This is a genomic window from Bacillus sp. 2175, from assembly GCF_057812155.1.
Genome location: NZ_CM173819.1, coordinates 259,496 through 284,551 on the forward strand (window position 1 = coordinate 259,496; position 25,056 = coordinate 284,551).

Sequence of the window (25,056 nt, forward strand, 5' to 3'; positions counted from 1 at the left end):
GAAGTTGTTATCTACAGCAGCGAATTATACAGAAGCAATTAACAACATAATGCCTGGAGCGAAAATTATTAAGCTTACTGGATATGCAAAGGGCAATCAAGAGTATCAAAAAGCAAAAACACCAGTAGGTTCTTGGAAAGTCACGCATTCATTAGATAACGATCAAATTAATGGATGGCTTGGTCAAGGTGGCTGGATAGGGTGTGTTGTTCCAAAAGGTATTTTCATTGTCGACATTGACGATTCTAAAGAAGGTCAGTTACTAAGAGAATTACTTGAAGGAGAAAACATTCATCACCATTTAATTAAAACTCCTAATGGCTGGCAGTTTATATTCAAAGGCGAAACGGATTTAACGAAAAAAGAAGGTCAGTATCAGAATTACGTTAATCGTTTAGGGTTAACACAAGATACACGAGCAGTGGAAAAGGGTTATATCGTATTCCCGACCGAAAATACAGAAGGGCGTCATGTTGTAACTCAAAGTCTAGAAAAATTGGACGAGCTTCCACAGTTCTTATATAAAGCATGGAATGGTGCGAAAACACCTTCACCTATGAGTTATCCATATGAAACTAACGGTTCACGTGATGGGGATTTTTATGATTTAGCCAGAAGGTTATTAATTTGTAAGGTGAGCAAAAAGGAAGTATTGTCCAGTCTTAAATTGGCTCACAAATACTTTGTTTCCTTCAAAAAAGGGTTTCTTATTAAGGATATTACAAAGGTTGTTAATTCGGCCTATAAGAAGGTCAATGAAGGAAAAGCGGATGAGGGAATAACAAACGATAATGAGAAAAAACAAGAGGATTCTATCATTCCTGTAAATATTCCATCTCCTTACAAAGTTAAAAATAATGCTTTATATAGAGTGGAAACTAAGGTCAAGAATGGAGAACTTGATGAACGGGAAATCATGGTTGCTAGGCATGTTCCGATTCTAAAAAGAGAACTACATAACGTTGAACGTCAACAATTATATTATGAGTTAACCTGGAATGATAGAGGGAAGGTCGTCACCGAGATTGTTCCAGCTGGAGCATTGGTCACTAAGAGGGAGATGATGCCATTAGCAGATAAAGGGTTTCCTTCAAATGATAATAACATAAAGCAGTTAATAGATTACTTTGATAAGGTTTTAGCGTTTACCGAGATTGATAGAGGGCTGATGGTAGACCGTTTAGGTTATGTGAAAAGTGGTTTGGCCCATCCATTACTAGCAACAGATTATGAAATACTGCCTAATGATCAAGGAGAGCAGCAACTTTTTGAATCATTCCAAGTAGCTGGGACAGTCCAAGGGTGGATAGATGAAGTATTTAATCGTATTAAAGCCCATCCGAGAGCATTATTTTTTGTATTAGCATCCTTTGCTAGTGTACTGCTTCATGATTTAAAAATAGATCCTTTCATTGTGGATCTTTCTAGCGGAACTTCAAAAGGAAAAACAAGCGTATTAAAAGTTGCAGCCAGCGTGTGGGGGACAAGTGAACTTGTAAATGAATTTAACGCAACCAAAGTTAGTATTGAACGTAAAGCATCCTTCTTAAACAGTTTTCCTTTGTTAATGGATGATAGCCGTAAAGCGGATGAAAGATTACTTCAATCCATTGTTTATAACTTCAGTGGAGGGAAGTCTAAAGGTAGGGGTTCTCTTAGTGGTTCGCAAAGAGAAAATACATGGAAAAATATCATGTTAACTACTGGAGAAGTAAGTCTAAATGAATATGCATCTAAAGCTGGGGGAGCTGCTGCTCGAATTGTGAGTTTAAATGATAGCCCATTTGAAGGAGTAGATTATATATTCTTCGCTGATTTATATAAGGGGCTAGAAACAAATTATGGAGTAATTGGTTTAGAGTTTTTAAAACAGTACCAAGTACGTAAGAAGGAGTTGCTCCCATCTTTTTATAAATTTAAAGATTTTTATATGAATAAAGCACAGGGAAATGAGGTTTTAACAAGATTATCCCTTTATTATGCAACAGTCCATTATGCAGGTAGACTCCTAAAAGAATTTTTCAAGGTTAGTGTAGATCTTGAGCAACTGGACAAGCTTTTTGACGAAATTGCCCAAGAAAATAAAGCAATAGATAAACCAAAAGAACTATTGAATGAAATTTTAACTTACTTGGATAGTAATAGGGATGGTATTTATTATGACTATGCTCCCAAAAATATCAAAGCAATTTATAAGTTTAGTTCAATTTGTTTAACACCATCTTTTTTAAAAGAGTTCTTAGGACCAGAAGAAAAAAGGACTAGAAAAGAGTGGTTGAAAAGGGGATTTACTGTTCCTAATGTTTTAGATGGGAAAGCAGTTGATTATCAAAAAATTAGCCATAAAGGGCGAAAAATCAATGCTGTAACTATAAATAAAGAGATTGTCCAACAATTAGGTTTTGATTTTGAAGAAAATCCACCTAATAACTAAGGGGTACCAAGAGTACTAAGAAAATAAAGTTCATTTTATAGATTTGGTACTCCTAAAAACATTGATATAGCAAGTATTCAATACGAATAGTACTAAAAGTACCAAGAGTACTAAGAAAATAAATATATATTTTATAGAAAAAACTATTCATAACTTTTTTCTATAAAACCCATATATATGTACTTTGAAAAAACGTGGTACTTTTGGAACTTTAAGAACTGAAGTGGAGAATATGTTGATATGACAATGTTTTTGCGGAAGTACTAAATAAGAAATGCGCTGGAACTGTCTAGAACTCTTGGTACTAATCAAATGAATAAGGATGGTAGAAATGGCAATTAAAAAAATTCCAACCGTACTAGCAATTGAACGTGATAAAAAAGGAAATCTTAGTACATGGTGTCAATACTGTGGAAAGTTTCATCATCATGGAATAGGTGAAGGACATAGAGATGCACATTGTTTTGAGGAAGATAGTCCTTATATTCGTACAGGCTATATCCTTAAAAAGATGAAATTATCGGGTAAAGAGGTTGTGAGGATGGGGGAAACCTCATGAATGAAATATTAGAACGATTGAAGGAACAATTAGAAATTCATCGTGATGATGAAAAGGTAATGGTAGATCGTTTAGACCTTATGAAGCTTATACAAGAATACGAAATAGAGACAGGTAGAAAGAAAATATGGCTAGATGAGAGGTGGTGAGTAAATGGCGAGTTTTTTCAATAAAATTTTTAACCGTAAAAAAGAACTGCAGAAGACAGAAAGAGCAGATGTTATGAGCGGTGGACCAGCAATATTTACACCTTTTAGCGGTAACGCTTATGAAAGTGATATTTATAGGGCGGCTGTGGATAGCATAGCTAGAAATGCTGCAAAGCTAAAAGGAACGCATGTAATGACATCATCAGACCGTCGGAAAAAGGGTGATTATAATTTAAATCGGATTTTACAAGTAAGACCGAACCCTTATATGACGGCATATGATCTTATTTATAAGTTGGTTACTCATTACTATCTTTACAATAATGCTTTTGCTTACTTAGAAAAGGACGACAAAGGTAATTTAGTTGCTATATATCCATTGTCACCTCAAAGTGTGGAATACCTCACCGATCTAACAGGTGAAATGTATTGTCGTTTCTTATTTGCGAATGGTCAACAAGTCACATTGCATTTTTCAGAGGTATTTATAGTAAGACGTTTCTTTAATTCTAATGATCTATTAGGTGATACCAATACAGCTATTTTGCCAGCGTTAGATTTGGCACATACGCAAAATGAAGGGTTGAGCAATGCAATAAAATCCAATGCAACTATTAGAGGTATCTTGAAATACAATCAAGTTTTATCACCTGAGAAGCTAAAAGAAGAAAAAGAAGCTTTCACCAATGATTACTTATCCATTGGCAACAATGGTGGAATCGCAGCAATAGACAATAAATATGACTATATCCCACTAGAAACAAAGCCGACAACTATTGATGATAAGCAGCTTGAAGCGGTGAAAAAGAAAATCTATGAGTATTTGGGTATTAGTGAATCCATTGTGAATAGCACTTATTCAGAGGAAGACTGGGCGGCGTTTTATGAAAGTGTATTAGAGCCTTTAGCAATTCAATTCTCTTTAGAATTGACGGACAAGCTTTTCACAGAGCGTGAGCAGTCCTTTGGGAATTCTATTATTTTTGAAGCGAATAGGTTGCAGTTTGCTAGTAATGAAACAAAAACAAACATCATTAAGGAATTAATGCCGTTAGGCTTATTCACAATAAATCAAGCATTAGAAATTTTAAACCTACCACCAGTTGAGGACGGTGACAAGCGACTACAAACATTAAATGTAGTTAATGCAGCAAAAGCCGATCAATATCAACTTAAAGAACAAGGGGGTAATAACCAATGAAAGAATTGAGAGTAGCAGAACTAAGAGCAGCCGAGCCGGCAGGTGACAGCAGCCTTATTCTAAATGGTAGACCGATTGTGTACGATCAGCCTACCACCATAAAAGCACCATTTGGGGAATATATCGAGATTATTAAAAGGGGCGCATTAGATAAAGCTGATTTATCGGATATTCGCTTACTGTATAACCATGATATGAGTAAAATCCCTTTAGCAAGAACACCTAAAACAATGTCCTTTGCGTTAGATTCGGCAGGATTAACAATGAGGGCGGAATTACCAGAAACCGAAGAGGGAAAAAGCGTTTATACGGCAGTAAGGCGCCAAGACCTATCGGGAATGTCCTTTGCTTTTAAAGTACCAGAAGGCGGCAGCCAATTTGATGCAAAGACGAACACAAGAACAATAACCAAAATTGAAAAAGTCTATGAGTTTAGTATTTGTCCATTTCCTGCATATCCTCAAACGAGTGTGGAGGCAAGGGCAGCTATTGAAAGTTCATGGGAAATGTTGAAATCAACAGAAAGACAAGCATTAAAAATAAAAATTAATCAATTATTAATGAGGAGAGTGTAAGAATATGAAATTCACTACAGTAGCAGAGGCATTTAATTTTTATCGTAATCATTCTTTAGCAGAAATGGAAACAAGAGCAGCACAAATTAAGGGTACAGTTGATACTGATCCAAATGCAGATATTACATCTATCAATATTGAAATCGAAGGGTTGCAACAAGCAATGAATAACAGTAAAGAAAAAGAAAAACAAGCACAACAAAGTCAAACTCAAACACCACCAGCAAACGAAGGAACGGCACAACGTAGCCAATTCAATCCGATTACTGGAATGAACTTTAACCAGGGGCAACAAGTACCAACAGAAAATATTTTTGGCAGCGCAGAATACCGCAGTGCATTCTATAAAACAATGCTAGGGCAAAAGCTTACAGATATTGAAACAAGAACATTTAACCGAGCGATGGAAATTCAAGAAGCGGAACACCGAGCGGATGCATTTAACACAACAACGAATAGTGCAGCTGTATTGCCTACAACTACGTTAAATGAGGTTATCAAGAAAGCACGTACAATGGGCGGATTAATCTCACATTGCCGTAACTTTAATATCCCAACTAATATTAGTGTACCAATCGGAACACCTTCTAGTAAGGCACAATGGCATGTAGAAGGGGCGCCAGTAGAAAGTGAAAATGTTTCAACAGCAACTGTATCATTTAAAGGCTATGAGATCATTAAAGTATTTTCTATCAGTGCTGCAGCTAAGAAAATGTCTATCCAAGCATTTGAAGCATATATGACTGATGAACTTACTAATTGTGTAATGGAAGCTATTGCAGATGCTTTAGTGAATGGTACTGGAAGTGGTCAAGGTACAGGGCTGGTAACAGGTGTTACATGGAATGATACAAATAGCTTTGAAAATACAGGGAAGTATACAGACTTTACAAAAGCATTGGCTATGCTTAAGCGAGGATATGCAGCAGGGGCAAAATGGGCTATGAGTAACGCTACACTATACAACGAAGTATATAGCCTTGTGGATGCAAACGGACGACCTATCTTTATTGCGGATCCAAAGAATGAAAGCATTGGATACATTCTAGGTAAAGAAGTAGTTATTGATGACAATATCGAGGACGACACTATTATTCTAGGAAACTTCCAGTACATGGGTTACAACATGCCGCAAGGTGTAATGATTGAAACATCAAGAGAATCAAGCTTTAAGAGTGGATTAGTTGATTACCGAGCAATGGCAATTGCAGATACGAAACCACTTGTACCAGAAGCATTTATTAAACTATCTAAAAAGCAAGCATAAGCAAACTAAGTATGAAGGGGTATCAGTATAGCGCTGGTATCCCTTTTATTTAAAGGAGTGAGTAAATTGTTAATTAGTATCGAGGAAGCAAGGGACACAGTAAGAGTAGATGGTGAAGACAATGACGTAATCATCATTCCGTTATTAGAATCTATTCCGTCTTATCTCGAGATAACAACAGGAAGAACATGGACAGATGATACATCAGTACATCCATTAGCACAAACAGTAACAAAGTTTCTCTTACAGTTGTGGTATGACCCACAAGATCAGGATAGTGAACGATTAAAGCGAACAATCGACAATCTATTAGCGGCATTGACTGTATTAGGTAGGAATATGAAAAATGGCTAAGGATTATGCAAAATCTTTTTATAACAGTGCAACATGGCGTAAATGTAAAGATGGATTCATGCAAAGTAAGCACTATTTATGTGAAAGATGCGGTGATATAGCCGTTATATGCCATCATAAACGCTATATTACACCACAAAATATTAATAATCCCAATATAACGTTGAGTTGGGACAATTTAGAGGCATTATGCCAAACGTGCCATAACCAAGAACATCATAGCAGCGAGATATGCGCAAATGGATTAGCATTCGATAGCAAAGGGAATTTGATTCAAAAATAAAACATACCCCCCATTAATTTAAGAAAAAGGCATGGCTCGAGGACCGAGGAGGAGCCTTTCTTTTCCTCTCCATGACTTTCTATATAAAGGGAGGGATGGAAAAAAACAAAAAATGAAGGTGATTATATGAGGACTTCTAAGAAAGTTACAGCGATTTCTAGTGATATGAAAAAACTTAAAACGATATTAAGGCAGATTCCTAAAGAGCGTTTACCGATAGCGCAGAGTTTATATAACGAGCTTGTATTTATGCAAACTACTTTAGAGGCTTTAAAAACTCAAGTAAATGAAGAAGGACCGACAGCAATGTTTAAACAAGGTAGGCAAGAATTTTTAAGGGAACATCCAGCGTTAAAAGCCTATAACACAACTGTACAGCGTTACAGTCTTTTGTATAAGCAATTAGTTGATTTATTACCGCCAACAGATTTAAAACCAAAAGAAGATGAACTAATTGACTTTATTAAGAGGTGATAACGTGAATTATATACAAGGGTATTGGAATGCAATTGAATCTGGAGAAGTAATGGTTTCTAAGCGAGTTTATAGGCAATATAAACGATTAGTTGAGGATATAGCAAAACCAAGCAAATATGTCTTTGATGAAGACAAGGCAAATAAACCTATTGAATTTATAGAGCGTTTTTGCAAGCACAGTAAGGGAGAATGGGCAGGTAAGCCGATTGAGTTAGAACTATTTCAAAAAGCTTATATAGCTGCTTTGTTCGGTTTTGTGGATAAGGATACAGGATTAAGACGATATCGAGAAAGTTTATTCTATGTATCACGAAAAAATGGAAAAACAACGATGTTAGCAGGAATAGCGGCTTATATGCTTATTGCGGATGGAGAAGGCGGTGCGGAAGTTTACAGTATAGCTAGTAAGCGAGATCAAGCTCGTATATTGTTTGATGAAACTCATAGCATGATTCAACAAAGTCCTAATTTATCCAAGCATATTAAGAAACGAAAAAGTGATCTGTATTTTCCGCTTACTATGTCTAAACTTATGCCGTTGGCGAAAAATAGTAATACATTAGACGGACTTAATAGCAGCATGGTTATTATTGATGAATTACATTCAATTTTAGATCGTAATTTATACGAAGTTATGAAGCAAAGTCAATCAGCACGACAACAACCTATGTTAATTATGATTACAACGGCTGGGACAGTCAGAGAGAATATATTTGATGATATGTATTCGTATGCTTGTAATGTAGTAGACGGTAAATTTGAAGATGATAGCTTTTTGCCGATTCTTTACGAATTAGATTCAAAAGAAGAATGGACAGACCCTACAACATGGAAAAAGGCAAACCCAGCTTTGGGATCAATTAAAAAACTAGATGATTTAGAAAGAAAAGTGGAAAAGGCAAAGAATAACCCTAGCGATCTAAGCGGCTTACTTACAAAGGACTTTAATGTTAGGGATACAATAAAGAGCGCATGGCTTACATTTGATGATATAAACAACGAGGAAACATTTGATATACAGCAGTTTAGAAATTGCTATGCTATCGGTGGAGCGGATTTAAGTGTTACTACTGACTTATCTTGTGCAACTCTTTTATTTGTGGATAAAGACACCAAAAAACGGTTTATTCATCAAATGTATTGGCTGCCACGTGATAGTTTTGAAAAACGAGTTCAAATGGATAAGATTCCATATGATAAATGGCTAGAGCAAGGGCTATTACGTCTTTGTAACGGAAATAGCATAAATTACGGTGATATAACAGCATGGTTTGTGGAAATGCTCAACAATTACGGAATAACACCTTTGTGGGTTTATTATGACAGTTATTCGGCTAAGTATTGGGTAGAAGAAATGGAGCAACATGGCTTTAAAATGGTTAGATGCATTCAAGGAGCCAAAACTTTAAGTCTTCCTATGCAGCAGATGGGAGCCGATTTGCAAGCGAAAAAGATTAATTATAATAATTCACCTATTCTTAAATGGTGTTTAACTAATACAGGTGTGGAAACGGATCGTAACGGCAACATTGTACCAGTAAAAAATCAAGCTGCTAAGATGCGAATAGATGGAACAGCAAGTATGTTAGATGCTTATGTTGGTTTATTTGAGCATCATGATGAATTTTTAAGAGCCTTATAGGGGAGGGAGAATTATTATGGCTACAACTCAAAAAAAGGATAAGAAAATAACTCTTTTAACGGCAACATGGACAGAAGATGAAATGGGACAGCGAATTCCGGAATGGGAACCGTTACCCAGCGGCGAAAACATTTGGGCATATTATCGACAAGCTTCAGCAGATGAATTTTTTGGAGCGGCTGCAATTAAATACAAAATAGAGGCTATTTTTAAAATTAGATGGCGTAATGATATTGATCCAACTATGAAAGTGCGTTTTAGAGGTACTGATTATGGAATAACTCGAATTGATGACTTTGAAGGTAATAAACAAGACTTAGTTATATATGCTTATGTAATTAAATAGGGGGAATGGAATATGTCAACTGAAAGATTAGAAAAAGAATTAGATAAGGCTTTAGATGACTTTAGAGAAAATACTTTATTTAATGTTGAAACGTTTGACCAAGTACACGAAAATGAATATTTAACAAAGGATGATCTAGAGGAAATCAATCGACAAGTCTTTTATTGTCTACATGATTTTAAAAGTAAAATCGTAAAATTTCTAAAAGAAAATAACCGTTAATGATATGAAGAAGGGATGAGCGCAAAATTGCGCCCACCCTTTTTTATTGACTAACTATCGTCTCTAGTAAGTAATTTTCGCTCGTGAAATTTTAGGAGCGAAATGTATCGTGAGAAATGAAGAAGGAAAATCTTTGGAGGGTATCTCTCATATATTATTTTTTGGTCACATTTCGGTCACGAAACATATATAATCATTTACTTTTTATTTTCTTTTTTATCCTCTAAATTTAAAAAAACGTAGGGTTTACAGGTTTGGAAAAAGTCGTATTTCTTCTTATTTATATATCTGATGCATGGGCGGAATGATGTAATTCCGTTTGCCCTAAAAAACATCCATTTCTATATAGAAATGGATGTTTTTTTATGTTTTTTAGAAAAGGAAATGAATTTCTGTAGAATTTTGTCGCTTTCTCTCTTGACCATATTGATATTTCATTGTTAGAATCTAGGAAGATAATATAAAACGATCCTTCATATATCCTCAATGATATGGTTTGAGAGTCTCTACCGGGTTACCGCAAACAACCTGACTATGAAGGCAGTGTGTCTTATATTTATAAAGAGCGGAGACTATCTTTCTTTATAAAGCCAGACCCCTGCCTTTTCTTTGTTATGAGACTAGAGGCGGAGGACTGGCTTTTTTTATTATATTGGTAATGCTTTTCGCCAAATTGGTGAAAATATTTATATACGAGAACTAACGTTGGGGTGATTATTTTGAAGAAACAACACGATACAATTATCGTTTTAGATTTTGGAAGTCAATACAATCAGTTAATAGCACGTCGAATTCGTGAGTTCGGTGTATACAGTGAACTTCATCCACATACAATTACTGCAGAAGAAATTAAAGCAATGAATCCAAAAGGGATTATTTTCTCTGGTGGACCAAATAGCGTATACGGTGAAGGTGCATTACATTGTGATGAAAAAATCTTTGAACTAGGTTTACCAATCTTCGGTATTTGTTACGGTATGCAGCTTATGACGCAACACTTCGGTGGTAAAGTAGAGCGTGCAAATCACCGTGAGTACGGAAAGGCTGTTCTTAAAGTAGAGAACGAATCAAAATTATATGCGAACCTTCCAGAAGAGCAAGTTGTATGGATGAGCCATGGTGACTTAGTAACTGGTTTACCTGAAGGATTCGTAGTAGACGCAACAAGTGAGTCTTGCCCAATTGCTGGTATGAGCAATGAAGCGAAAAACTTATACGGTGTACAATTCCACCCAGAAGTACGTCACTCTGAGCACGGTAACGATTTAATTAAAAACTTCGTATTCGGCGTATGTGGTTGTTCTGAAGGATGGAACATGGAGAACTTTATCGAAGTAGAATTAGAAAAAATTCGTGAAACTGTTGGAGACAAAAAAGTACTATGCGCACTTAGTGGCGGTGTAGACTCTTCTGTTGTAGCAGTATTAATTCATAAAGCAATCGGCGATCAATTAACTTGTATTTTCGTTGACCACGGCTTACTGCGTAAAGGCGAAGCAGAAGGCGTTATGAAAACATTTAGCGAAGGCTTCCACATGAACGTTATTAAAGTGGATGCAAAAGAACGCTTCATGAACAAGTTAAAAGGTGTAGAAGATCCAGAACAAAAACGTAAAATCATCGGTAACGAATTCATTTACGTATTTGATGATGAAGCGTCTAAATTACAAGGTATGGACTTTTTAGCACAAGGTACACTTTACACAGACATCGTTGAAAGTGGTACAGCAACTGCACAAACAATTAAATCTCACCACAACGTTGGTGGACTTCCAGAAGACATGCAGTTCAAATTAATTGAGCCTTTAAACACGTTATTTAAAGACGAAGTACGTGTATTAGGATCTGAACTAGGAATTCCTGATGAAATCGTATGGCGTCAACCATTCCCAGGACCGGGTCTTGGTATTCGTGTATTAGGTGAAATTACAGAAGAGAAATTAGAAATCGTTCGTGAATCTGATGCGATTTTACGTGAAGAAATTATTAAAGCGGGCTTAGACCGTGAAATCTGGCAATACTTCACTGCACTTCCTGGTATGCGTAGCGTAGGTGTTATGGGTGACGAGCGTACTTACGATTACACAGTAGGTATCCGTGCAGTAACATCTATCGACGGTATGACAGCTGACTGGGCACGTATCCCTTGGGACGTATTAGAGAAAATCTCTGTACGTATCGTAAACGAAGTAAAACACGTTAACCGTATCGTGTATGATGTAACGAGTAAGCCACCAGCAACTATTGAGTGGGAATAGATGAATAAATAGCTGTGAACGTTGAAGTACCACGCTTTTAAACGATATTTTTAGAAGTGTGGTACTCATATGGAACTTTTTTGTTCCATTAAGTTATTTAACTTCTTTGCGACAGCATCATGCTTGTTTGGATACAGATGTGAATAAACTTGCAATGTCGTCTCGATTTTTTCATGGCCTAATCTTTCCGATATCAATAATGGGCTATATCCTAATTCGATTAGAAGAGATGCGTGTGAATGTCTAAGGTCGTGCACACGTATCTTTTTTATATTCGCTTTTTTTATTCCTCTTCTTAATTCATATAACACATAGTACTTAGAACAATCAAATAAAAAATCATTATGTTTAGGTTTGTATAATTTGTTTTTATATTTTACAATCAATGCACTTAGTGCCAAAGGGATATGAATAATTCTTTTACTTTTTGGTGTTTTGGGAGGATTTATGACAGTTTCACCATTCACCTTTTGAAGTGATTTTGTAATGGATATTGTGTTGCTTAATAAGTCTATGTCTTTCCATTGCAACCCTAATAACTCCCCGGAACGAATTCCTGTCCAAAAAAGTATAGAGAATATAACTTTACTTTCTTCTTTTTCTAATTGTTCGTAGAATAAATTGAATTCCTCTAACGTCCAAAAATTCATAGAATCAGCTTGCTTTTTTCCTATAGAGCCGACTACTTTTGAAGGATTGGCAGATAATCCGTAAAATTTTACAGCGAAATTGAGTATCGCATTTAATTGGTTATTAATTGTTTTTAGATATGTTTGGCTAAACCCTTGAGAAATTAGGGTGTTTTGCCATTTACGTATATGCATAGGTTTGATCTCATTTATGGCGATTTTTGAAAAGAATGGTAGTATTCTTGAATTAATAATATATTTTTTATTTTCGAAAGTATTTGGTCTAATGCGATGAACTATATCTTCCATGTATAATTCAACTAGACTAGCGAAACTCATATCGCTACTTTCATTATGTTTTTTATGGAATTCTTTTTCCCAGGCGACAGCATCGTTCTTTTTTTTGAAACCACGTTTTTTTTTCTGCTTCTTGTTTCCCTCGTAGTCGCGGTAAACGATTTTTACATAGTACGTTCCTCTTTCTTTGTCTTTATAGATAGGCATCCTTTCACAACTCCTTCCAAATAAGTTCAAAAATTAAATGTTTTATATTTCATGAACCGTTTAGGAACTCCATAAACACTTGCAATTTGTTCTATGGTGTATCCAGAACGGAGATAATGATAAACTTCATCATCAGGCATCAATAATTCAACAGCAAAAGTATTTGCTTCTACTTCTAATTTATCTGTGGAAAAGAGTGTCTGCTTATTAAGAAAAGCGGTATCTTCTTCAGGGTGTCTAACAGCATGACCTAATTCATGAGCACAGACATAGAGTTGGTAAAATTCTTCTAGAGTGCAATTGATATGAATAAGTTGAACGCGTCGACAGTAATGATAATATCCGTAGATATGTTGCAGGTCTTCAAATATTAATTCGATGTTTCTTTCTTTAGCTATTTTAAATGGATTGTTTGTGCCGTGTTCTTTTACTAGATCTAGTGCGTGTTGTTTTATGTTATCCTTCAACCCAAAGTCCTCCTTAATTTCTATATTTCTTAGGAGTGAATTTTTTCTTAGCTATTTCTCGCGCTAAAAGCATCGAACGTTCAAGTGAATCTTTTAATACCATCTTTGTGGCTTCGTCAAGTGGTTCGCCATCGAAAGCGGCAAAACCATTTTTGTCATCACCCAATCCATCTAACATTTTTTCTAATTGTTTAGCAATGTCTTTTTTGTCTTTTTCAGTTATTTGATAATATTTCCGATCTGATTGCTTTTTTTCGATAAGTTTATCTACATCGTACCCCATTAACCAAGCAGGGTTTATACCAAATTGTTTTGCTATAACTTCTATAGTAGTTAGTTTTGGCGCCATTTTACCACTACAATATCGGGATACGGTGGCTGCAGAAAGATTAATTCTTTCCGAAAGAGTATAAATTGTTTGGTTATTCTCAAGCATGATTTCTTTCAATCTGATAGGGAATATTTCTTTATTTAAAAGTTGCTTTTGTTCCATTTTGTAACAACCCCCTTTTTCGATTAGTATAAACAAGTTTGTTACAAAACGCAACAACAACAGAGGTGAAATCGACAAAAATGTTACGAAACGTATTGACAGTTGTTTTTTTTAAGGGTATTCTAGGGGTGAGTTACGAAACGTAACAATAACTGCGATTTATTAGAAGAGAGAGGGGTGATTATATGAACAAAAGACGTAAATATCCAGAATTAAAAGCTTTAAAAGGAAAAATAAGAGAAGAAAATTCTAGTTATAGGAAATTGGCTGAGGCGTTAGAGATAAGCACAACTACCTTGAATGATAAGATTAACGGTTACTCTGTGTTTGATACAGAAGAAGTAAATAAAATTGTGAATGAATTAAAAATAGAACCGAATGAGGTAATCCGAATTTTTTTTCCTCGAATGTTGCGTTTCGTAACTAACGGTGTTGCTTAACGAGGTGTGGTTGATGGATGTCTATAGATGTGAACATGTCATGGATTTGTTTAGTGTGAAAGAGACGAAAGCGCGAGAAATTATTAAACAGCTTAACAATGAACTAAAAGAAAAAGGTTATATCACGGTAGCCGGACGAGTGCCAATAGAGTATTTTCACGAAAGAACAAAAATACCTAAAAATAATCATGAATTACGGTAAGCGGGTTAAGTGAAATTAATCTTGATGTTGTAGATACAGAGGAGGTGAGTTGAATGAAAAATGGTAAAAAGCCAACAAAAAAGGAAAAAATTCATATTGAGTCATACAATCTTAATCCTGATATTTGGTTAATCTTCAAAAAAGTAAGTAATGAATTACATTTAGTACATCGTTATACAAATACAACAAAAGTAATTCCAAGTGCATAAATAGGAGGAAATAGCATGGATCAATTAACAACAACAAACGAGCTCCATATTTTAGGGAAACAAAACATTGCAGGTAACGAATTCACTGGAATCGAGGGTGGATTTGATGAAGGTAAGAAAGCGATGTTGGTGAAGGAAATTGCAAAAATTCATTATAAAGAGTTGAAGCATGTAAATGAATTAATTAATAAAAATAGAGCTCGATTTAAAGATGGTATTGATATTTTGGATTTAAAGAACGGTCGGTCTGAACGACTGTTAGAACAATTAGGATTCACTAATCGTGACATAACTATTAGTAAAGCGATCTACCTCCTCTCCGAACGAGGATACGCTAAACTACTAAAAATTCTAGAAGATGACACAGCATGGGAATTATACGATCAGTTTGTGGACGGGTATTTCAACATGAGAGAACAGAAACAAATTCCTACAGATCCAATGAGTATTTTAAAACTAACATTTGATGTATTAGAAGGACAAAAACAAGAACTCCAGCACATCAAATCAGATGTGGAAGACTTGCGGGAGAATGTACCACTATTCGCTGTTGAGTGTGATGAAATTTCTAATGCAGTAAAACGTTATGGCGTTGTATTACTTGGTGGTAAAAATTCTAATGCCTATCAAAATCGTGGATTGAGATCGAAAGTTTATAAAGACATTTACCGACAGTTATATAGACAATTTGGAGTGACAAGTCATAAAGCGATTAAACGTGGTCATTTGGAGTTGGCATCAAAAATTGTTGAAGAATATACATTACCAATTGTATTAAGTGAAGAAATCACTTTTGTGAATTCACAAATAAATATGGCGGAAGTTCAGTAGGAGGAGCAATCATGCAACAACAAATTTTAGTAATTGTTACGAGTTTATCCAGTACACCAAATGTTTTTGGATACAAAACAAAGGATGCCGCAAAAGAAGGAGTTCAAAAGTTGATTAAAAAAGGAACGAGTCCTAATTCAATTATTGTAGCTCAAGAACTACCTATGAACATCGATATTCAAGTGGATGTTGAATTTTAATAAGAAAGGTTTAGGTGAGAAAAGTAATGGAAGTCATGATTGATTTAAATACATTTGCTGATGGAGCACTTGCTGAAAGATTTCATCAAGAGTTTGAGCGTGTAATGGAAAATATGGCAGATTTAAATACTGATCCTAAAAAAGCAAGAAAGATTGTTTTAACCCTTTCGTTTGCTGGTGATAAAAAGCGTGATGTGTGGAATTGTCAAGTTCAAGCCACTTCGAAACTAGCGCCAACAGAAGCGGTAGAATCTAAGATTCTATTAGATATGGATCAAAACGGAAATTTAGTTGGTCAAGAGTTAGCTTCCGGGATCCAGGGACAGTTTTATATGGATCTACAGGGTGATGTGAAAACAGATGTTGGCCAACCTGTAGAAGAAGTAGAAGAAAAAGAACAAAATCAGGCTGCTGAGAAGCAAACAGTAGTAATCGATTATATGAAAAGTAAATCTAATTAAGAAAAGGGGAAATAAAAATGACTATGACAAGAGAAGCAATTGAAAAAGTATTAGAGATTGGAACGATTGAAACACATAAAATTGGGGAACAAACTTATTCAACACAACGATTACATCTTGTGCAAGAACCGACACCAGCAGAGATTACTGTTCGTAGTTTATCTGGTTTAGTAGGTTACGTGAAATCAGAATTTGACACAACAGAAGCTGTAATGATTCATATTGTAAACCCAACAACGGTAAGATGCTTTACTGCGGTTAATGGAGATAAGGCTAGAAGTACTTATATCGAAGCACAAGCATCCATTCCACGTTTTAATTTTGGAAGCTTTTATGACAGAGAAGAATTTAATATTGCATTGCAATCAGGTTTTGTACAAAACAATCATCGAGACATTGTTTTACAGGTAGTAGGTACGGTTGTAGAAAATGATGTTAAGGAAATTGGAGATGATGGTGTATCGCAAGCTGTAACAGTGAAAACAGGAGTTGCGAGTAGAGGGAATGCAAAAGTACCTAATCCAGTGCAATTAAGCCCGTATAGAACATTTGTTGAAGTGGAACAACCAGAAAGTAAGTTTGTGTTCAGAATGCGTGAAGGTGCACGTTGTGGTTTGTTTGAAGCTGATGGTGGGGCTTGGAAGTTAGAAGCGATGAATAACATTAAAGAGTATTTAAACGAAGCGTTGGCGCAAGAAATTGAGTCAAAAAAGGTGTTTGTTTTAGCCTAATGGATATTACAACGGTAGAAAGTACAACGAATGTCTGTATCTTTGGATTAGGGATTGTGATACTTGCGTATGGAGTTTATAAAGGTGGTACTTTCATTGAACAAAAGTTTGATGAAAGTGATCGCTTAGAAAGGGAGGCTTTAGATAATGGGAATAGAAAGCCGAGTTCTTTCGGAACATCTAGAAAAGGCTTTGGAATTAGAAGAGGAGCGTAGAGAGTGTATACAAAATCTGCATCTGTTATATAAACAAATGAACCAGGCAAATAAGGAAAGGAATAAAACTTTGTATCTTGAATTGCATAACGCTTATCAGAAGCAAAGTATAAGAGATTTAGAGATATCAAAGCAGTTATCAGCTATGTATTTTAAGAAACAGAAAAGTGATCGTGAAGCAGAAAGAGCAGAGGTTTTTCGTGTAGCAGATCGTCTTGAAAAGGTTGGTGGCAGAAAAGAAGTAGTTGAAAGAATTCGCAAGAATGCATAAGAGAAGAACCCGCTGCAACGGGTCCTAAAGAAAAAATAATAATACGTATTATAACAATTAATTGATGTTTTGGAAATAGGAGAGGTAGGAAATATGGGTATTTTTCGAGTGAAAAAGGATACAAATTATTCGGTTATACACAATACGCCTTTGCGCGATGAAAATTTAAGTTGGAGGGCAAAGGGGTTATTGGCTTACATGCTTTCTTTACCGGATGATTGGACATTTCATGCTACTGAATTAAGTCAACATGCCAAGGATAGCGAGAAAACAACAACAAGTACCCTAAAAGAGTTGAAAAAGGCAGGGTATTTGAAGAGATATCCAATCCAAAATTCAGAAACAGGGAAAATTTCACATTGGGAAACCATTGTTTATGAGTTACCAACCATAGATACCAAAAACCATAGGGTGGATAAACCACCTAATGGTGAAACCACTGAGTGGAAAAGCCACCCTATGGATGAACCACATGATGGTGAAACCACCGAGTGGACGAACCACCCTATGGAAAAATGCCGACTACTAAATACTAATTCTTTACTAAGTACTAATAATATACAAAATACTAATTATTATCATGATGATAATAAAGAATCGAAATCACATGTATTAGTCGATGAAGAATTTAAAGTCAGTTATAACTTTTTAAAAGGTGAAGGAATTCCATTAAGTGAAATTGCCATTACGGAATTAGGAGAGTTTTGTGATTCGTTTGGTAGCGAATTAATTAAACATGCTGCTCACAAAGCTATTGATGAAAATAAGCCAAAATGGAATTACATTAAGGCCATTTTGAAAAGCTGGGAAAAGCAAAAAGTAAAAACATTAGATGATGTTGCTGCATTAGATAGACGCTTTGAAATGAGTAAGAACAAACGATTGAATGGTTCGGGACCAGGTCGTTCAAATAGAAAAGAAATTGTTCCAGATTGGTTACGTGAAGATGTTGAGCCAACTAAAAAAGAAATTGAAAAGCAAAACTCGCAATCTATTGATGAAGAGCGTGAGAGATTGCAAGAAGTGCTAAACAAATATAAATCATAGGAGCGATTTACATGTTAAATCCATTTGAAGATGTAATTGGAGAAGAGTGTTATAAATGCGAAAATCCTTATCCTGAGTCTGATATGAGTAAAATATATATTTCTGGTTTGGAAAGGACTTTATGCAAGCAGTGTAGAGAGCAGCTTGAACAGAAAGTAAAAGTGTTAGATTTTCGTGTCATTCATGACGTACTAAAGGAATTAATAAAAGGATTCGGCCGTGAGAAAGTCCGTCAATTTGATTTAGTAACTGCAAAAAGATACGTGATTGACAACGTAGTAGATCTAACGATTGAAAAACGTGGTGGCAAGTTCAATCAAGAACTTTTAGGTGAATTTGTTTCCTTATCTACTGAAGAGTTAATCACAGTCATCGAATTTTTAATGAGAAAAATGAATCCTAATCTATGGATGAATGCTGTGATAGGGAATGTGTTAGATCAACAAATGATTATTACGCTTTCACCGATAGAAGGTGAATCAAATGACTGAACAAATCACAATAGATCATGATTTTATTTACGAGCCGCTCATAGATACATACATGGTAGATATTGTTACAGAATCAGGATTCAAATTAGAATTTTGTGAAGCTGAAACGAAAGAAGAGGCAGGATTAAAAATTCGTAAAAAATATCGTAAGAATTATAGTTTTAAGATTCGTAGTATTGAAGTTTCGAATAGATCGTTAAAAGAAATTCAAGAACTTAACTAACAATTGAATAGGAGAAGATACTCATGCGGAATCCATATGATTATTATATAACTCCAGAAGAATATGAGGCGGCTGCAAAGAATGGAATTAGTAATGAATTACTGACACGTAGGATTAGAAATTTGGGATGGGACAAAGAAATTGCAATGACAAAACCATCAAGATATAACGCAAATAGATGGAAAAACATTAAAGAAATAGCTTTGAAAAATGGTATCTCTCATTCAACTTATACAGCAAGAATAAAAAAAGGTTGGAGATTGATTGATGCAATCAGTAAGCCACCTATAGATAAGTATCAAGCATTAAAATTGGCGGAACAAGCCAATTCAAAATGTAAAAATAAAGTGTTAACTGATGGACAAGCGGAACAAGCTGAATTAAATGGTATTAGTTATAGTACGGCACGTGACAGAGTTAAACGTTTGAAGTGGACTGTAGAAGAAGCCATAACAACTCCAGTGTTAACACGATCAGAATGTGGAAAGAAGGCAAAAGAAGCTTCACCTTGGTCAAAGTTGGTTATACCATCAAGAGAAGAAATAATGAAGCGTAGAAAGCTAACTTATATAGCAAATTAGTTTGAATTCATAAATCTTGAATTAAGGAGAGATAGGGAATGAATTTACAAATTGATGAAAAGAATGTAGCTGCTGGTCAATGGGTTGTATGCGAATTGAAGGATAACAAAGTTATTACACAAGTGAAACGAGTGATTAAAGATACATTTAACAATAAAGTGGAATTATGGGGATCGTGGGGATGTGAAGGAGCAATACATGGTGATTGGGGCTACAATCATGCGAATAAATGTAGATATGCGACAGTTGAGGAAATCAACGCAGAAAGTGTAAGACGTGTATTTGCTCAAAAAGGACGTAAGCCAAACGAGTATCGCTCAGGTGATGTTGTAACGGATGATGTGTATGCATCTCGTGTTTTACACGTAATAGATGATAGAGCAACTGTACAAATCATGAACTCGCATCAAATATATGAGGTTGCAATAGATAATTTAGAAATTCTATTTTTCGCTGAAGATATGGCTGGATAAAGCAATTGCATAAATAGTTTGCTCTACTTCAAATAAAGGATAAGGAGATACATTTTAAATGCGATATGCAAGAGGCACTCAATATGGTTTATATGCATGCAAGGGTAACAATAAAGATTACAAATGGTTTAAAAAAGCTAGGAAAGGTATGGGAAATATAACTATTGAAGAGAACAAAACGTTATGGCCATACAACGAAAAACTTGATTCAACGTTTAATTGGGACAGAGTGATGGGAAGAGTTTGTTGGTCATTTGTGAATGGGGATACGGAAACTACCATGTTTGCACTCTTAAAATATACAAAAATACCACGCTGGATTGCTGTGAGGCTAAAGAGAAAGGAGTGATGCAATGTTCTCGTTATTTGTAGGAATTATAGTGTTTATCATGATGTTGTCATTTTTATGGATTGTAGCAGGTAAATTAGGAGTTTTTGAGTGTATTGGAAATGTAGTATTAAAAATTAAAAACATATTCAAGGAGGAAAAATAAAATGAATACAAAGAAAATCGTAGGTGCAGCAGTAGTAGGATTTAGTCTTTTAACAGGTGGAATTTTAACTGCAATGAGCGTAAAGGTGATTGACCAGGGACATGCAGGTGTTGTCTATAACAGAAGTACAGGAATTGAAAAGGAGACTTTAGGACAAGGGTGGCACTTAGTTTCACCATTTAAACGTGTAACAGCTTATCCTATTTCAACAGAAACGGTTAAAGTGGATAAATTCAGCGTACAAACCAAAGATGGTAAGCCTTTAACAGTGAGTCTATCTTATGATTACATGAATGATGCAGAGAAACTTCCTAAGATTTATAACAAGTTCAAAGGACAAGCTCCAGATGTGATTGAGAACGGGTGGTTGCAGACTCGACTTAAGAAAGCTACATTAAACGTTTTCTCTAACTATTCAGTTCTTGAGGTCTTCCAACACCAAGGGGAAATTAATGGAGCGATAGAAAAAGAGTTTAGAAAAATGGTAGACACTACTGGATTCTTAGTAGATTCCGTTACGTTAGAAGCGCCTAAACCAGACGCAAATACAGCGAAAGCGATTCAAGGAGTAGTAGACGCCCAACAAAACCTTGAAAAGGCAGAGATTGAGAAGAAGCAAGCTACAATCAATGCAGAGAAAGCCATTGAGGAAGCAAGAGGAAAAGCTGAAGCGAATGAGATTATTAAGAAGTCTTTAACTCCAGAAATTGTAGAAATTAAAAAGATAGAAAAATGGGATGGTAAGTTACCGCAAGTAAGTGGTGAAGCTAATCCGTTGGTTCAAGTTAAGTAAATTATATTCCCAGGACTTTCTGGAATGAGAGAGTCCTGGAATGTTATTAAATTGGAATTTTATTAGAACAGGAGAATGAGAGATGAAAAGTATCGATAAAGGATATATGAGCTTTGCAAGTGGTTTTATTGTAGGACCAACAATGCCAGAACGTGAAGGAGGATTTCGTCAAATTGATTGGGAATTATTAAAAGCTTTCATTGAAAAAAATAAAGAAGCTTTTCAATCTGTTGAAGCTGGGCTTGCTGAAGATTGGGGATGCACATCAGGAGAAGTTTGGAATAGCGATGAAGGATATATTCCACAAAATGATACGTATGTTTATGCTTCAAGTAGATGGGCAACACCTGCTGTTTCTGTAACTTATAAAGATGGTCGTGAGGAAACTTTTGAAATGTGGAAACAAGGTGAGGATTCGGATAGCTATTTTGAAGGGATTTAAGACGAAATCTTTATTTGAGTAGAAAGAGAGGGAGTATCATGGGTTACGCCAATAGAGGAATGTCATTTGAACTTTTATTAAACAATACATGCCGTATGTATAAAGCGGCAAATGTAGGAGTATTTAATAAGCGCCCTACACCAATAAAAGTGATAAAGACAGATAAGAAAGGCAATATAACTAAAAGTGCATGGGAAAGTAAATCTACAGTAGATTATGACGGTGTGTACAAAGGAAGAGCTGTTTATTTTGAAGCGAAATCTACTGAAAAAACCACGAGCTTCCCGTTAGATAATATAAGTAGGCACCAGATTGACTATTTAAAGGATACACAAGAACAGGGAGCACTTTGTTTCTTTTTAATAGAATTCAGAACGGATCAGGTTATTTATTTTGTTCCTGTTTCTGTAGTAGCAGAATACTATGAAGCTATGCTTTATGACGGAGGAAGAAAGTCTATTCCAAGAGAGGAATTTGAGAAAAGAGCGTATATAGTACCACAAACTAATAGAGCACCTGTTGATTATTTATATCATGTAGATAAGTTAGGAATGGTTACTATATGAGTCCAAAAGAGGTGAGGATGGAAATACTAGGATTAACAGATAATCATTGCCGTCAGTGTGACAATAAATGTTCTCGTGATTTTGTGTATTGTTGGACAAAGTGTGAAGTGGGGAAGAGATTGAATGAAATAGGGGTTGTTTTGGGTGGTAAAGTTTTTGTTAAAACATCCATACAAAGAACAGAAGACGAATGGAATAAAATTTGTGAAGAAACCATGAAACTTAAAGAACATGGAATGAAATATATTGAAATTGCTAAAAGGTTTAATGTGAGTTACGGGCATTTAAGAAAACAGTTAAATAAACGTAACATGAAGAAATGAGTTGACATGGTGAAAGAGGAAGCAGGTGAGCCAACCCTTGTTTGAATGGTTTAAAGATTATAAAAAGTTGGAAGATGAAATCATTTATTTAGAAAATAAATTGCATAGAAGTAAAAGAGAATTAATACGTTGGAGTGTTGGTGATTTATCAAAGTATAAGTTAACTGCGGATTCAGATGGTGCGAAAATAGAGGAACACATATCGGCTATAGAATATGAACTAGCGAATAAGATGAACGATCAGTACGACCTCAAAATATTAATTAGTAAGTTTGAAGGGCTAGAAAATAAAATTCTATTTGGTAAGTATGTGCAACGAAAAACGTTAGAATCTATAGCTAGGGAATTAGGCTATAGTAGTAGTTATGTATATCAGAAGCATGCTGAAATTTCTAGAAGGATAAAGCTCGCTGAGGAACTTACACTTTTCTTACAGTAAGTTTTACATATGGTATCTATTGAAAAAATGAATTATAGTAATAGCATAGAATTTTACGTAAGAGCGACTGGTGCATGGTTGCTCTTTTCTATTTTTAATAGTAACTGTAAAATTTGAATGGGTTGGTTACCGAATAAAGCTTTATGGATGTCTGTTTGAATGAACTGGCGTTTATAGGGCGAGTAAATAATTACAAAGAGAACTTTCGAATCTAATTGTGATTATGCAGGAATACAAAAATAATTAAACGGTCCATAAGGAGAGCTTTTGCTCTTCTTTGAGCTGATACGTGCCTATCTATAGTGTCGGTTCAAAGAAGAATAAAAAAATGAATATGAGTAACAAATAGCTTATATAAAAAAAGAGGACGCTTATATGGCGTCCTTTATGGTGTATTCTTTTTTTCTTTATATCCTAAATGCTTTTCTAATGCTTCTACAAGCATTTCAGAGAAATTGACATTTTGATTTGCTGCATGTTCTTCCAACCAAGAAGGAAGAGTAACATTTTTTCTTTTGTAAACTGTACTATCTTTTTTTCTAAGTGGTGGCATCCAAACATCGATTAAAATAGAGTATTCATTTGACTCTAATTTTGGTTTTAACCATTTTATTGACATTGGCTCTGGAAGTGTATCATTATCTTTCTCCATTTCAGATAAATGGAGTCCTAATGCTTCTCTAGCTTCTTTTAAAGCATCTTCTTGTGTATCGGCAAAAGATGTACAACCAGGGAGATCAGGAAAGTAAATACCAAAGCCATCAGAAGATTGTTCTAAGACAGCTGGATAAATATAATAGTCTTTTTTCATAATTTGTTTTTATAACGATTTCTTGTATAATTAGGGAAAGCAAGGGGCGGTTTATAACCAACCCGCTTGCTTATAGATTGAGCGAAGTGTACCTTTTGGAATATCCTTGCACGGATGTTTCACGGTTACTTTGCCAATCTTAGAAGGATGTTTGAACTGATGGTGGCTGCCTTCAATGTTCACTATAAACCATCCTTCTTTTTTTAACCTCTTAATTACTTCCCTACTTGAAATCGTTATTACCTCCTTTCAACTTTCTATACTTATTATAACACGCATTACAATGCGTATCAATAGATAAAGGTGAATTTCTCTGTTTTTTATATGTTTTTTTATGAATATATCAGTATATTGAGCACCCGATTTGGGTGCTTTTTATTATGTAAAAATTACATAGGTGGTGTTTAGCAAATGACACGACATTATTTAATCGGTACATTAGTTAATTGGCGTGAAAGTGTAGAAAGGTTTCACTACAACGAATCATTACAATGTTTAAAAAATGAGTTTCAATTAAGTTGTGAAGAGGCAAAAGAAATGTATGAAGATACAATAAAAGCATTTTGGTTATCTTTCTATAAGTGGTACGAATACAGACACCCGAAGTTACGAGAGTTATTAGGAGAATGGTAAAGAGTGAGCAAAGTGAATGGCTAAAGAATTTGCAAAGAAGTTTTATAAATCAACGGCATGGAAGAAATGTAGAAAGTCATATATAGCCTCAACATTAGATGGTATGTGTGAGCATTGCAAAGAAGTACCTGGATATATCGTTGACCATATAGTGGAGATTACACCAGTAAATATAAACAATCCGGATATCATATTGAACCATGAGAACTTACAATACTTATGCTTAAAATGTCATAACACTAAGACATTTAGTAAGTACAGTCCGATGAGGGAAGATGTAATGTTTAATGAGAACGGTGAATTAATTAGGAGGGATTAGA

At 35.1% G+C, this 25,056-nt stretch carries 41 protein-coding genes and 1 riboswitch; of the genes, 36 read left to right on the forward strand and 5 right to left on the reverse strand.

Annotation, left to right across the window (positions count from 1 at the left end; all coding sequences use genetic code 11):
• Window positions 1-4 precede the first annotated feature (4 nt).
• The 13 genes from ACXKY9_RS01530 to guaA all read left to right on the forward strand — a co-directional run bounded on the left by ACXKY9_RS01530 (window position 5) and on the right by guaA (window position 11,767).
• A complete protein-coding gene (locus ACXKY9_RS01530; RefSeq protein ID WP_016090294.1) occupies window positions 5-2,434 on the forward strand; it encodes a DUF927 domain-containing protein in 2,430 nt (809 codons plus the stop codon).
• A 331-nt stretch (window positions 2,435-2,765) separates the two neighbouring features.
• Window positions 2,766-2,993, forward strand: coding sequence for a hypothetical protein (locus ACXKY9_RS01535; protein ID WP_016090293.1), 228 nt, complete (start codon window positions 2,766-2,768; stop codon window positions 2,991-2,993).
• Window positions 2,990-3,142, forward strand: a complete 153-nt coding sequence (locus ACXKY9_RS01540; RefSeq protein WP_016090292.1) for a hypothetical protein — start codon at window positions 2,990-2,992, stop codon at window positions 3,140-3,142. The genes ACXKY9_RS01535 and ACXKY9_RS01540 overlap by 4 nt, the downstream gene beginning before the upstream one ends.
• A 4-nt stretch (window positions 3,143-3,146) precedes the next feature.
• Window positions 3,147-4,343, forward strand: a complete 1,197-nt coding sequence (locus tag ACXKY9_RS01545) for a phage portal protein (protein WP_016090291.1) — start codon at window positions 3,147-3,149, stop codon at window positions 4,341-4,343.
• A complete protein-coding gene (locus tag ACXKY9_RS01550; RefSeq protein WP_016090290.1) occupies window positions 4,340-4,918 on the forward strand; it encodes an HK97 family phage prohead protease in 579 nt (192 codons plus the stop codon). Before ACXKY9_RS01545 ends, ACXKY9_RS01550 begins: the two co-directional genes overlap by 4 nt.
• A 4-nt stretch (window positions 4,919-4,922) precedes the next feature.
• Complete coding sequence (locus ACXKY9_RS01555; protein WP_016090289.1) at window positions 4,923-6,185, forward strand: phage major capsid protein; 1,263 nt, start codon at window positions 4,923-4,925, stop codon at window positions 6,183-6,185.
• Between the two features lie 66 nt (window positions 6,186-6,251).
• Window positions 6,252-6,539: a head-tail connector protein gene (locus tag ACXKY9_RS01560; protein ID WP_016090288.1), complete on the forward strand. Its 288-nt coding sequence runs from the start codon at window positions 6,252-6,254 to the stop codon at window positions 6,537-6,539.
• A complete protein-coding gene (locus ACXKY9_RS01565) occupies window positions 6,532-6,822 on the forward strand; it encodes an HNH endonuclease (RefSeq protein ID WP_016090287.1) in 291 nt (96 codons plus the stop codon). The genes ACXKY9_RS01560 and ACXKY9_RS01565 overlap by 8 nt, the downstream gene beginning before the upstream one ends.
• Window positions 6,823-6,948: 126 nt before the next feature.
• Entirely contained in the window at window positions 6,949-7,296 is a 348-nt protein-coding gene (locus ACXKY9_RS01570; protein WP_016090286.1) for a hypothetical protein, read from the forward strand.
• 4 nt (window positions 7,297-7,300) lie between these two features.
• Window positions 7,301-8,941 (forward strand): terminase large subunit, encoded by a 1,641-nt coding sequence (locus ACXKY9_RS01575; RefSeq protein WP_016090285.1) that lies wholly within the window; start codon window positions 7,301-7,303, stop codon window positions 8,939-8,941.
• Window positions 8,942-8,957: 16 nt separating this feature from the next.
• A complete protein-coding gene (locus tag ACXKY9_RS01580; protein ID WP_016090284.1) occupies window positions 8,958-9,287 on the forward strand; it encodes a phage head closure protein in 330 nt (109 codons plus the stop codon).
• A gap of 12 nt (window positions 9,288-9,299) precedes the next feature.
• Window positions 9,300-9,509, forward strand: coding sequence for a hypothetical protein (locus tag ACXKY9_RS01585; RefSeq protein ID WP_016090283.1), 210 nt, complete (start codon window positions 9,300-9,302; stop codon window positions 9,507-9,509).
• Window positions 9,510-9,962: 453 nt separating this feature from the next.
• A riboswitch (purine riboswitch) is annotated at window positions 9,963-10,064 on the forward strand.
• A gap of 164 nt (window positions 10,065-10,228) precedes the next feature.
• On the forward strand, window positions 10,229-11,767 hold the full coding sequence (gene guaA, locus ACXKY9_RS01590; RefSeq protein ID WP_000743906.1) for a glutamine-hydrolyzing GMP synthase: 1,539 nt from the start codon (window positions 10,229-10,231) through the stop codon (window positions 11,765-11,767).
• A 65-nt stretch (window positions 11,768-11,832) separates the two neighbouring features.
• Here the strand turns inward: guaA and ACXKY9_RS01595 are convergent, their stop codons facing one another.
• Genes ACXKY9_RS01595 through ACXKY9_RS01605 form a run of 3 tightly spaced genes read right to left on the reverse strand, consistent with a single transcriptional unit; the run spans window position 11,833 to window position 13,860 of the window.
• Complete coding sequence (locus ACXKY9_RS01595) at window positions 11,833-12,930, reverse strand: tyrosine-type recombinase/integrase (RefSeq protein WP_325767384.1); 1,098 nt, start codon at window positions 12,928-12,930, stop codon at window positions 11,833-11,835.
• Window positions 12,927-13,367 carry an ImmA/IrrE family metallo-endopeptidase gene (locus ACXKY9_RS01600; RefSeq protein WP_021729275.1) on the reverse strand — a complete coding sequence of 147 codons (441 nt, stop codon included), beginning with the start codon at window positions 13,365-13,367 and terminating at the stop codon, window positions 12,927-12,929. Before ACXKY9_RS01600 ends, ACXKY9_RS01595 begins: the two co-directional genes overlap by 4 nt.
• Window positions 13,368-13,380: 13 nt before the next feature.
• Complete coding sequence (locus ACXKY9_RS01605) at window positions 13,381-13,860, reverse strand: helix-turn-helix domain-containing protein (protein ID WP_038413181.1); 480 nt, start codon at window positions 13,858-13,860, stop codon at window positions 13,381-13,383.
• 185 nt (window positions 13,861-14,045) lie between these two features.
• Here ACXKY9_RS01605 and ACXKY9_RS01610 point away from each other — a divergent pair, with 185 nt between their 5' ends.
• The 21 genes from ACXKY9_RS01610 to ACXKY9_RS01710 all read left to right on the forward strand — a co-directional run bounded on the left by ACXKY9_RS01610 (window position 14,046) and on the right by ACXKY9_RS01710 (window position 23,292).
• Window positions 14,046-14,300 (forward strand): DUF739 family protein, encoded by a 255-nt coding sequence (locus ACXKY9_RS01610; RefSeq protein WP_001042666.1) that lies wholly within the window; start codon window positions 14,046-14,048, stop codon window positions 14,298-14,300.
• Window positions 14,301-14,313: 13 nt separating this feature from the next.
• Window positions 14,314-14,502, forward strand: a complete 189-nt coding sequence (locus ACXKY9_RS01615) for a hypothetical protein (protein WP_000383685.1) — start codon at window positions 14,314-14,316, stop codon at window positions 14,500-14,502.
• 53 nt (window positions 14,503-14,555) lie between these two features.
• Complete coding sequence (locus ACXKY9_RS01620) at window positions 14,556-14,711, forward strand: DUF6906 family protein (RefSeq protein ID WP_021729278.1); 156 nt, start codon at window positions 14,556-14,558, stop codon at window positions 14,709-14,711.
• A 15-nt stretch (window positions 14,712-14,726) separates the two neighbouring features.
• Window positions 14,727-15,542, forward strand: a complete 816-nt coding sequence (locus ACXKY9_RS01625; protein ID WP_038413182.1) for an ORF6C domain-containing protein — start codon at window positions 14,727-14,729, stop codon at window positions 15,540-15,542.
• An 11-nt stretch (window positions 15,543-15,553) separates the two neighbouring features.
• A complete protein-coding gene (locus tag ACXKY9_RS01630; RefSeq protein WP_001187283.1) occupies window positions 15,554-15,742 on the forward strand; it encodes a hypothetical protein in 189 nt (62 codons plus the stop codon).
• Window positions 15,743-15,768: 26 nt separating this feature from the next.
• Window positions 15,769-16,203 carry a hypothetical protein gene (locus tag ACXKY9_RS01635; protein WP_000453492.1) on the forward strand — a complete coding sequence of 145 codons (435 nt, stop codon included), beginning with the start codon at window positions 15,769-15,771 and terminating at the stop codon, window positions 16,201-16,203.
• Window positions 16,204-16,220: 17 nt separating this feature from the next.
• Window positions 16,221-16,934, forward strand: a complete 714-nt coding sequence (locus tag ACXKY9_RS01640) for a hypothetical protein (protein ID WP_000178946.1) — start codon at window positions 16,221-16,223, stop codon at window positions 16,932-16,934.
• Entirely contained in the window at window positions 16,934-17,149 is a 216-nt protein-coding gene (locus ACXKY9_RS01645; RefSeq protein ID WP_038413184.1) for a hypothetical protein, read from the forward strand. Before ACXKY9_RS01640 ends, ACXKY9_RS01645 begins: the two co-directional genes overlap by 1 nt.
• A complete protein-coding gene (locus ACXKY9_RS01650) occupies window positions 17,082-17,420 on the forward strand; it encodes a hypothetical protein (protein WP_038413186.1) in 339 nt (112 codons plus the stop codon). The genes ACXKY9_RS01645 and ACXKY9_RS01650 overlap by 68 nt, the downstream gene beginning before the upstream one ends.
• 93 nt (window positions 17,421-17,513) lie before the next feature.
• A complete protein-coding gene (locus ACXKY9_RS01655; RefSeq protein ID WP_038413188.1) occupies window positions 17,514-18,467 on the forward strand; it encodes a DnaD domain protein in 954 nt (317 codons plus the stop codon).
• 11 nt (window positions 18,468-18,478) lie between these two features.
• Window positions 18,479-18,958 carry a hypothetical protein gene (locus ACXKY9_RS01660; RefSeq protein WP_038413190.1) on the forward strand — a complete coding sequence of 160 codons (480 nt, stop codon included), beginning with the start codon at window positions 18,479-18,481 and terminating at the stop codon, window positions 18,956-18,958.
• The gene (locus ACXKY9_RS01665; RefSeq protein WP_038413192.1) at window positions 18,951-19,181 is read left to right on the forward strand and encodes a hypothetical protein; all 231 of its coding nucleotides are present in this window, start codon (window positions 18,951-18,953) and stop codon (window positions 19,179-19,181) included. The genes ACXKY9_RS01660 and ACXKY9_RS01665 overlap by 8 nt, the downstream gene beginning before the upstream one ends.
• Window positions 19,182-19,204: 23 nt before the next feature.
• Window positions 19,205-19,762, forward strand: a complete 558-nt coding sequence (locus ACXKY9_RS01670) for a hypothetical protein (RefSeq protein WP_001245737.1) — start codon at window positions 19,205-19,207, stop codon at window positions 19,760-19,762.
• Window positions 19,763-19,800: 38 nt separating this feature from the next.
• Window positions 19,801-20,235 carry a hypothetical protein gene (locus ACXKY9_RS01675; protein WP_038413194.1) on the forward strand — a complete coding sequence of 145 codons (435 nt, stop codon included), beginning with the start codon at window positions 19,801-19,803 and terminating at the stop codon, window positions 20,233-20,235.
• A gap of 58 nt (window positions 20,236-20,293) precedes the next feature.
• Entirely contained in the window at window positions 20,294-20,584 is a 291-nt protein-coding gene (locus ACXKY9_RS01680; protein WP_038413196.1) for a hypothetical protein, read from the forward strand.
• 4 nt (window positions 20,585-20,588) lie between these two features.
• Entirely contained in the window at window positions 20,589-20,729 is a 141-nt protein-coding gene (locus tag ACXKY9_RS01685) for a hypothetical protein (protein WP_170951649.1), read from the forward strand.
• Between the two features lies 1 nt (window position 20,730).
• Entirely contained in the window at window positions 20,731-21,522 is a 792-nt protein-coding gene (locus ACXKY9_RS01690) for a prohibitin family protein (RefSeq protein ID WP_001093039.1), read from the forward strand.
• Window positions 21,523-21,604: 82 nt separating this feature from the next.
• Entirely contained in the window at window positions 21,605-21,964 is a 360-nt protein-coding gene (locus tag ACXKY9_RS01695) for a hypothetical protein (RefSeq protein WP_038413198.1), read from the forward strand.
• A gap of 38 nt (window positions 21,965-22,002) precedes the next feature.
• On the forward strand, window positions 22,003-22,530 hold the full coding sequence (gene recU / locus ACXKY9_RS01700; RefSeq protein WP_000540089.1) for a Holliday junction resolvase RecU: 528 nt from the start codon (window positions 22,003-22,005) through the stop codon (window positions 22,528-22,530).
• A gap of 17 nt (window positions 22,531-22,547) precedes the next feature.
• Window positions 22,548-22,853 carry a hypothetical protein gene (locus tag ACXKY9_RS01705; RefSeq protein ID WP_228161370.1) on the forward strand — a complete coding sequence of 102 codons (306 nt, stop codon included), beginning with the start codon at window positions 22,548-22,550 and terminating at the stop codon, window positions 22,851-22,853.
• A 37-nt stretch (window positions 22,854-22,890) separates the two neighbouring features.
• Window positions 22,891-23,292, forward strand: coding sequence for a hypothetical protein (locus ACXKY9_RS01710; RefSeq protein ID WP_038413911.1), 402 nt, complete (start codon window positions 22,891-22,893; stop codon window positions 23,290-23,292).
• A 385-nt stretch (window positions 23,293-23,677) separates the two neighbouring features.
• On the opposite strand, the gene ACXKY9_RS01715 is transcribed toward ACXKY9_RS01710, so the two are convergent.
• The gene (locus tag ACXKY9_RS01715; protein WP_038413203.1) at window positions 23,678-24,103 is read right to left on the reverse strand and encodes a type II toxin-antitoxin system HicB family antitoxin; all 426 of its coding nucleotides are present in this window, start codon (window positions 24,101-24,103) and stop codon (window positions 23,678-23,680) included.
• A 51-nt stretch (window positions 24,104-24,154) separates the two neighbouring features.
• A complete protein-coding gene (locus ACXKY9_RS01720) occupies window positions 24,155-24,343 on the reverse strand; it encodes a type II toxin-antitoxin system HicA family toxin (RefSeq protein WP_080546591.1) in 189 nt (62 codons plus the stop codon).
• 171 nt (window positions 24,344-24,514) lie between these two features.
• Between ACXKY9_RS01720 and ACXKY9_RS01725 the strand changes: the two genes are divergently transcribed.
• Entirely contained in the window at window positions 24,515-24,736 is a 222-nt protein-coding gene (locus tag ACXKY9_RS01725; RefSeq protein ID WP_038413205.1) for a hypothetical protein, read from the forward strand.
• Window positions 24,737-24,752: 16 nt separating this feature from the next.
• Window positions 24,753-25,055: an HNH endonuclease signature motif containing protein gene (locus ACXKY9_RS01730; protein ID WP_038413207.1), complete on the forward strand. Its 303-nt coding sequence runs from the start codon at window positions 24,753-24,755 to the stop codon at window positions 25,053-25,055.
• Window position 25,056 lies beyond the last annotated feature (1 nt).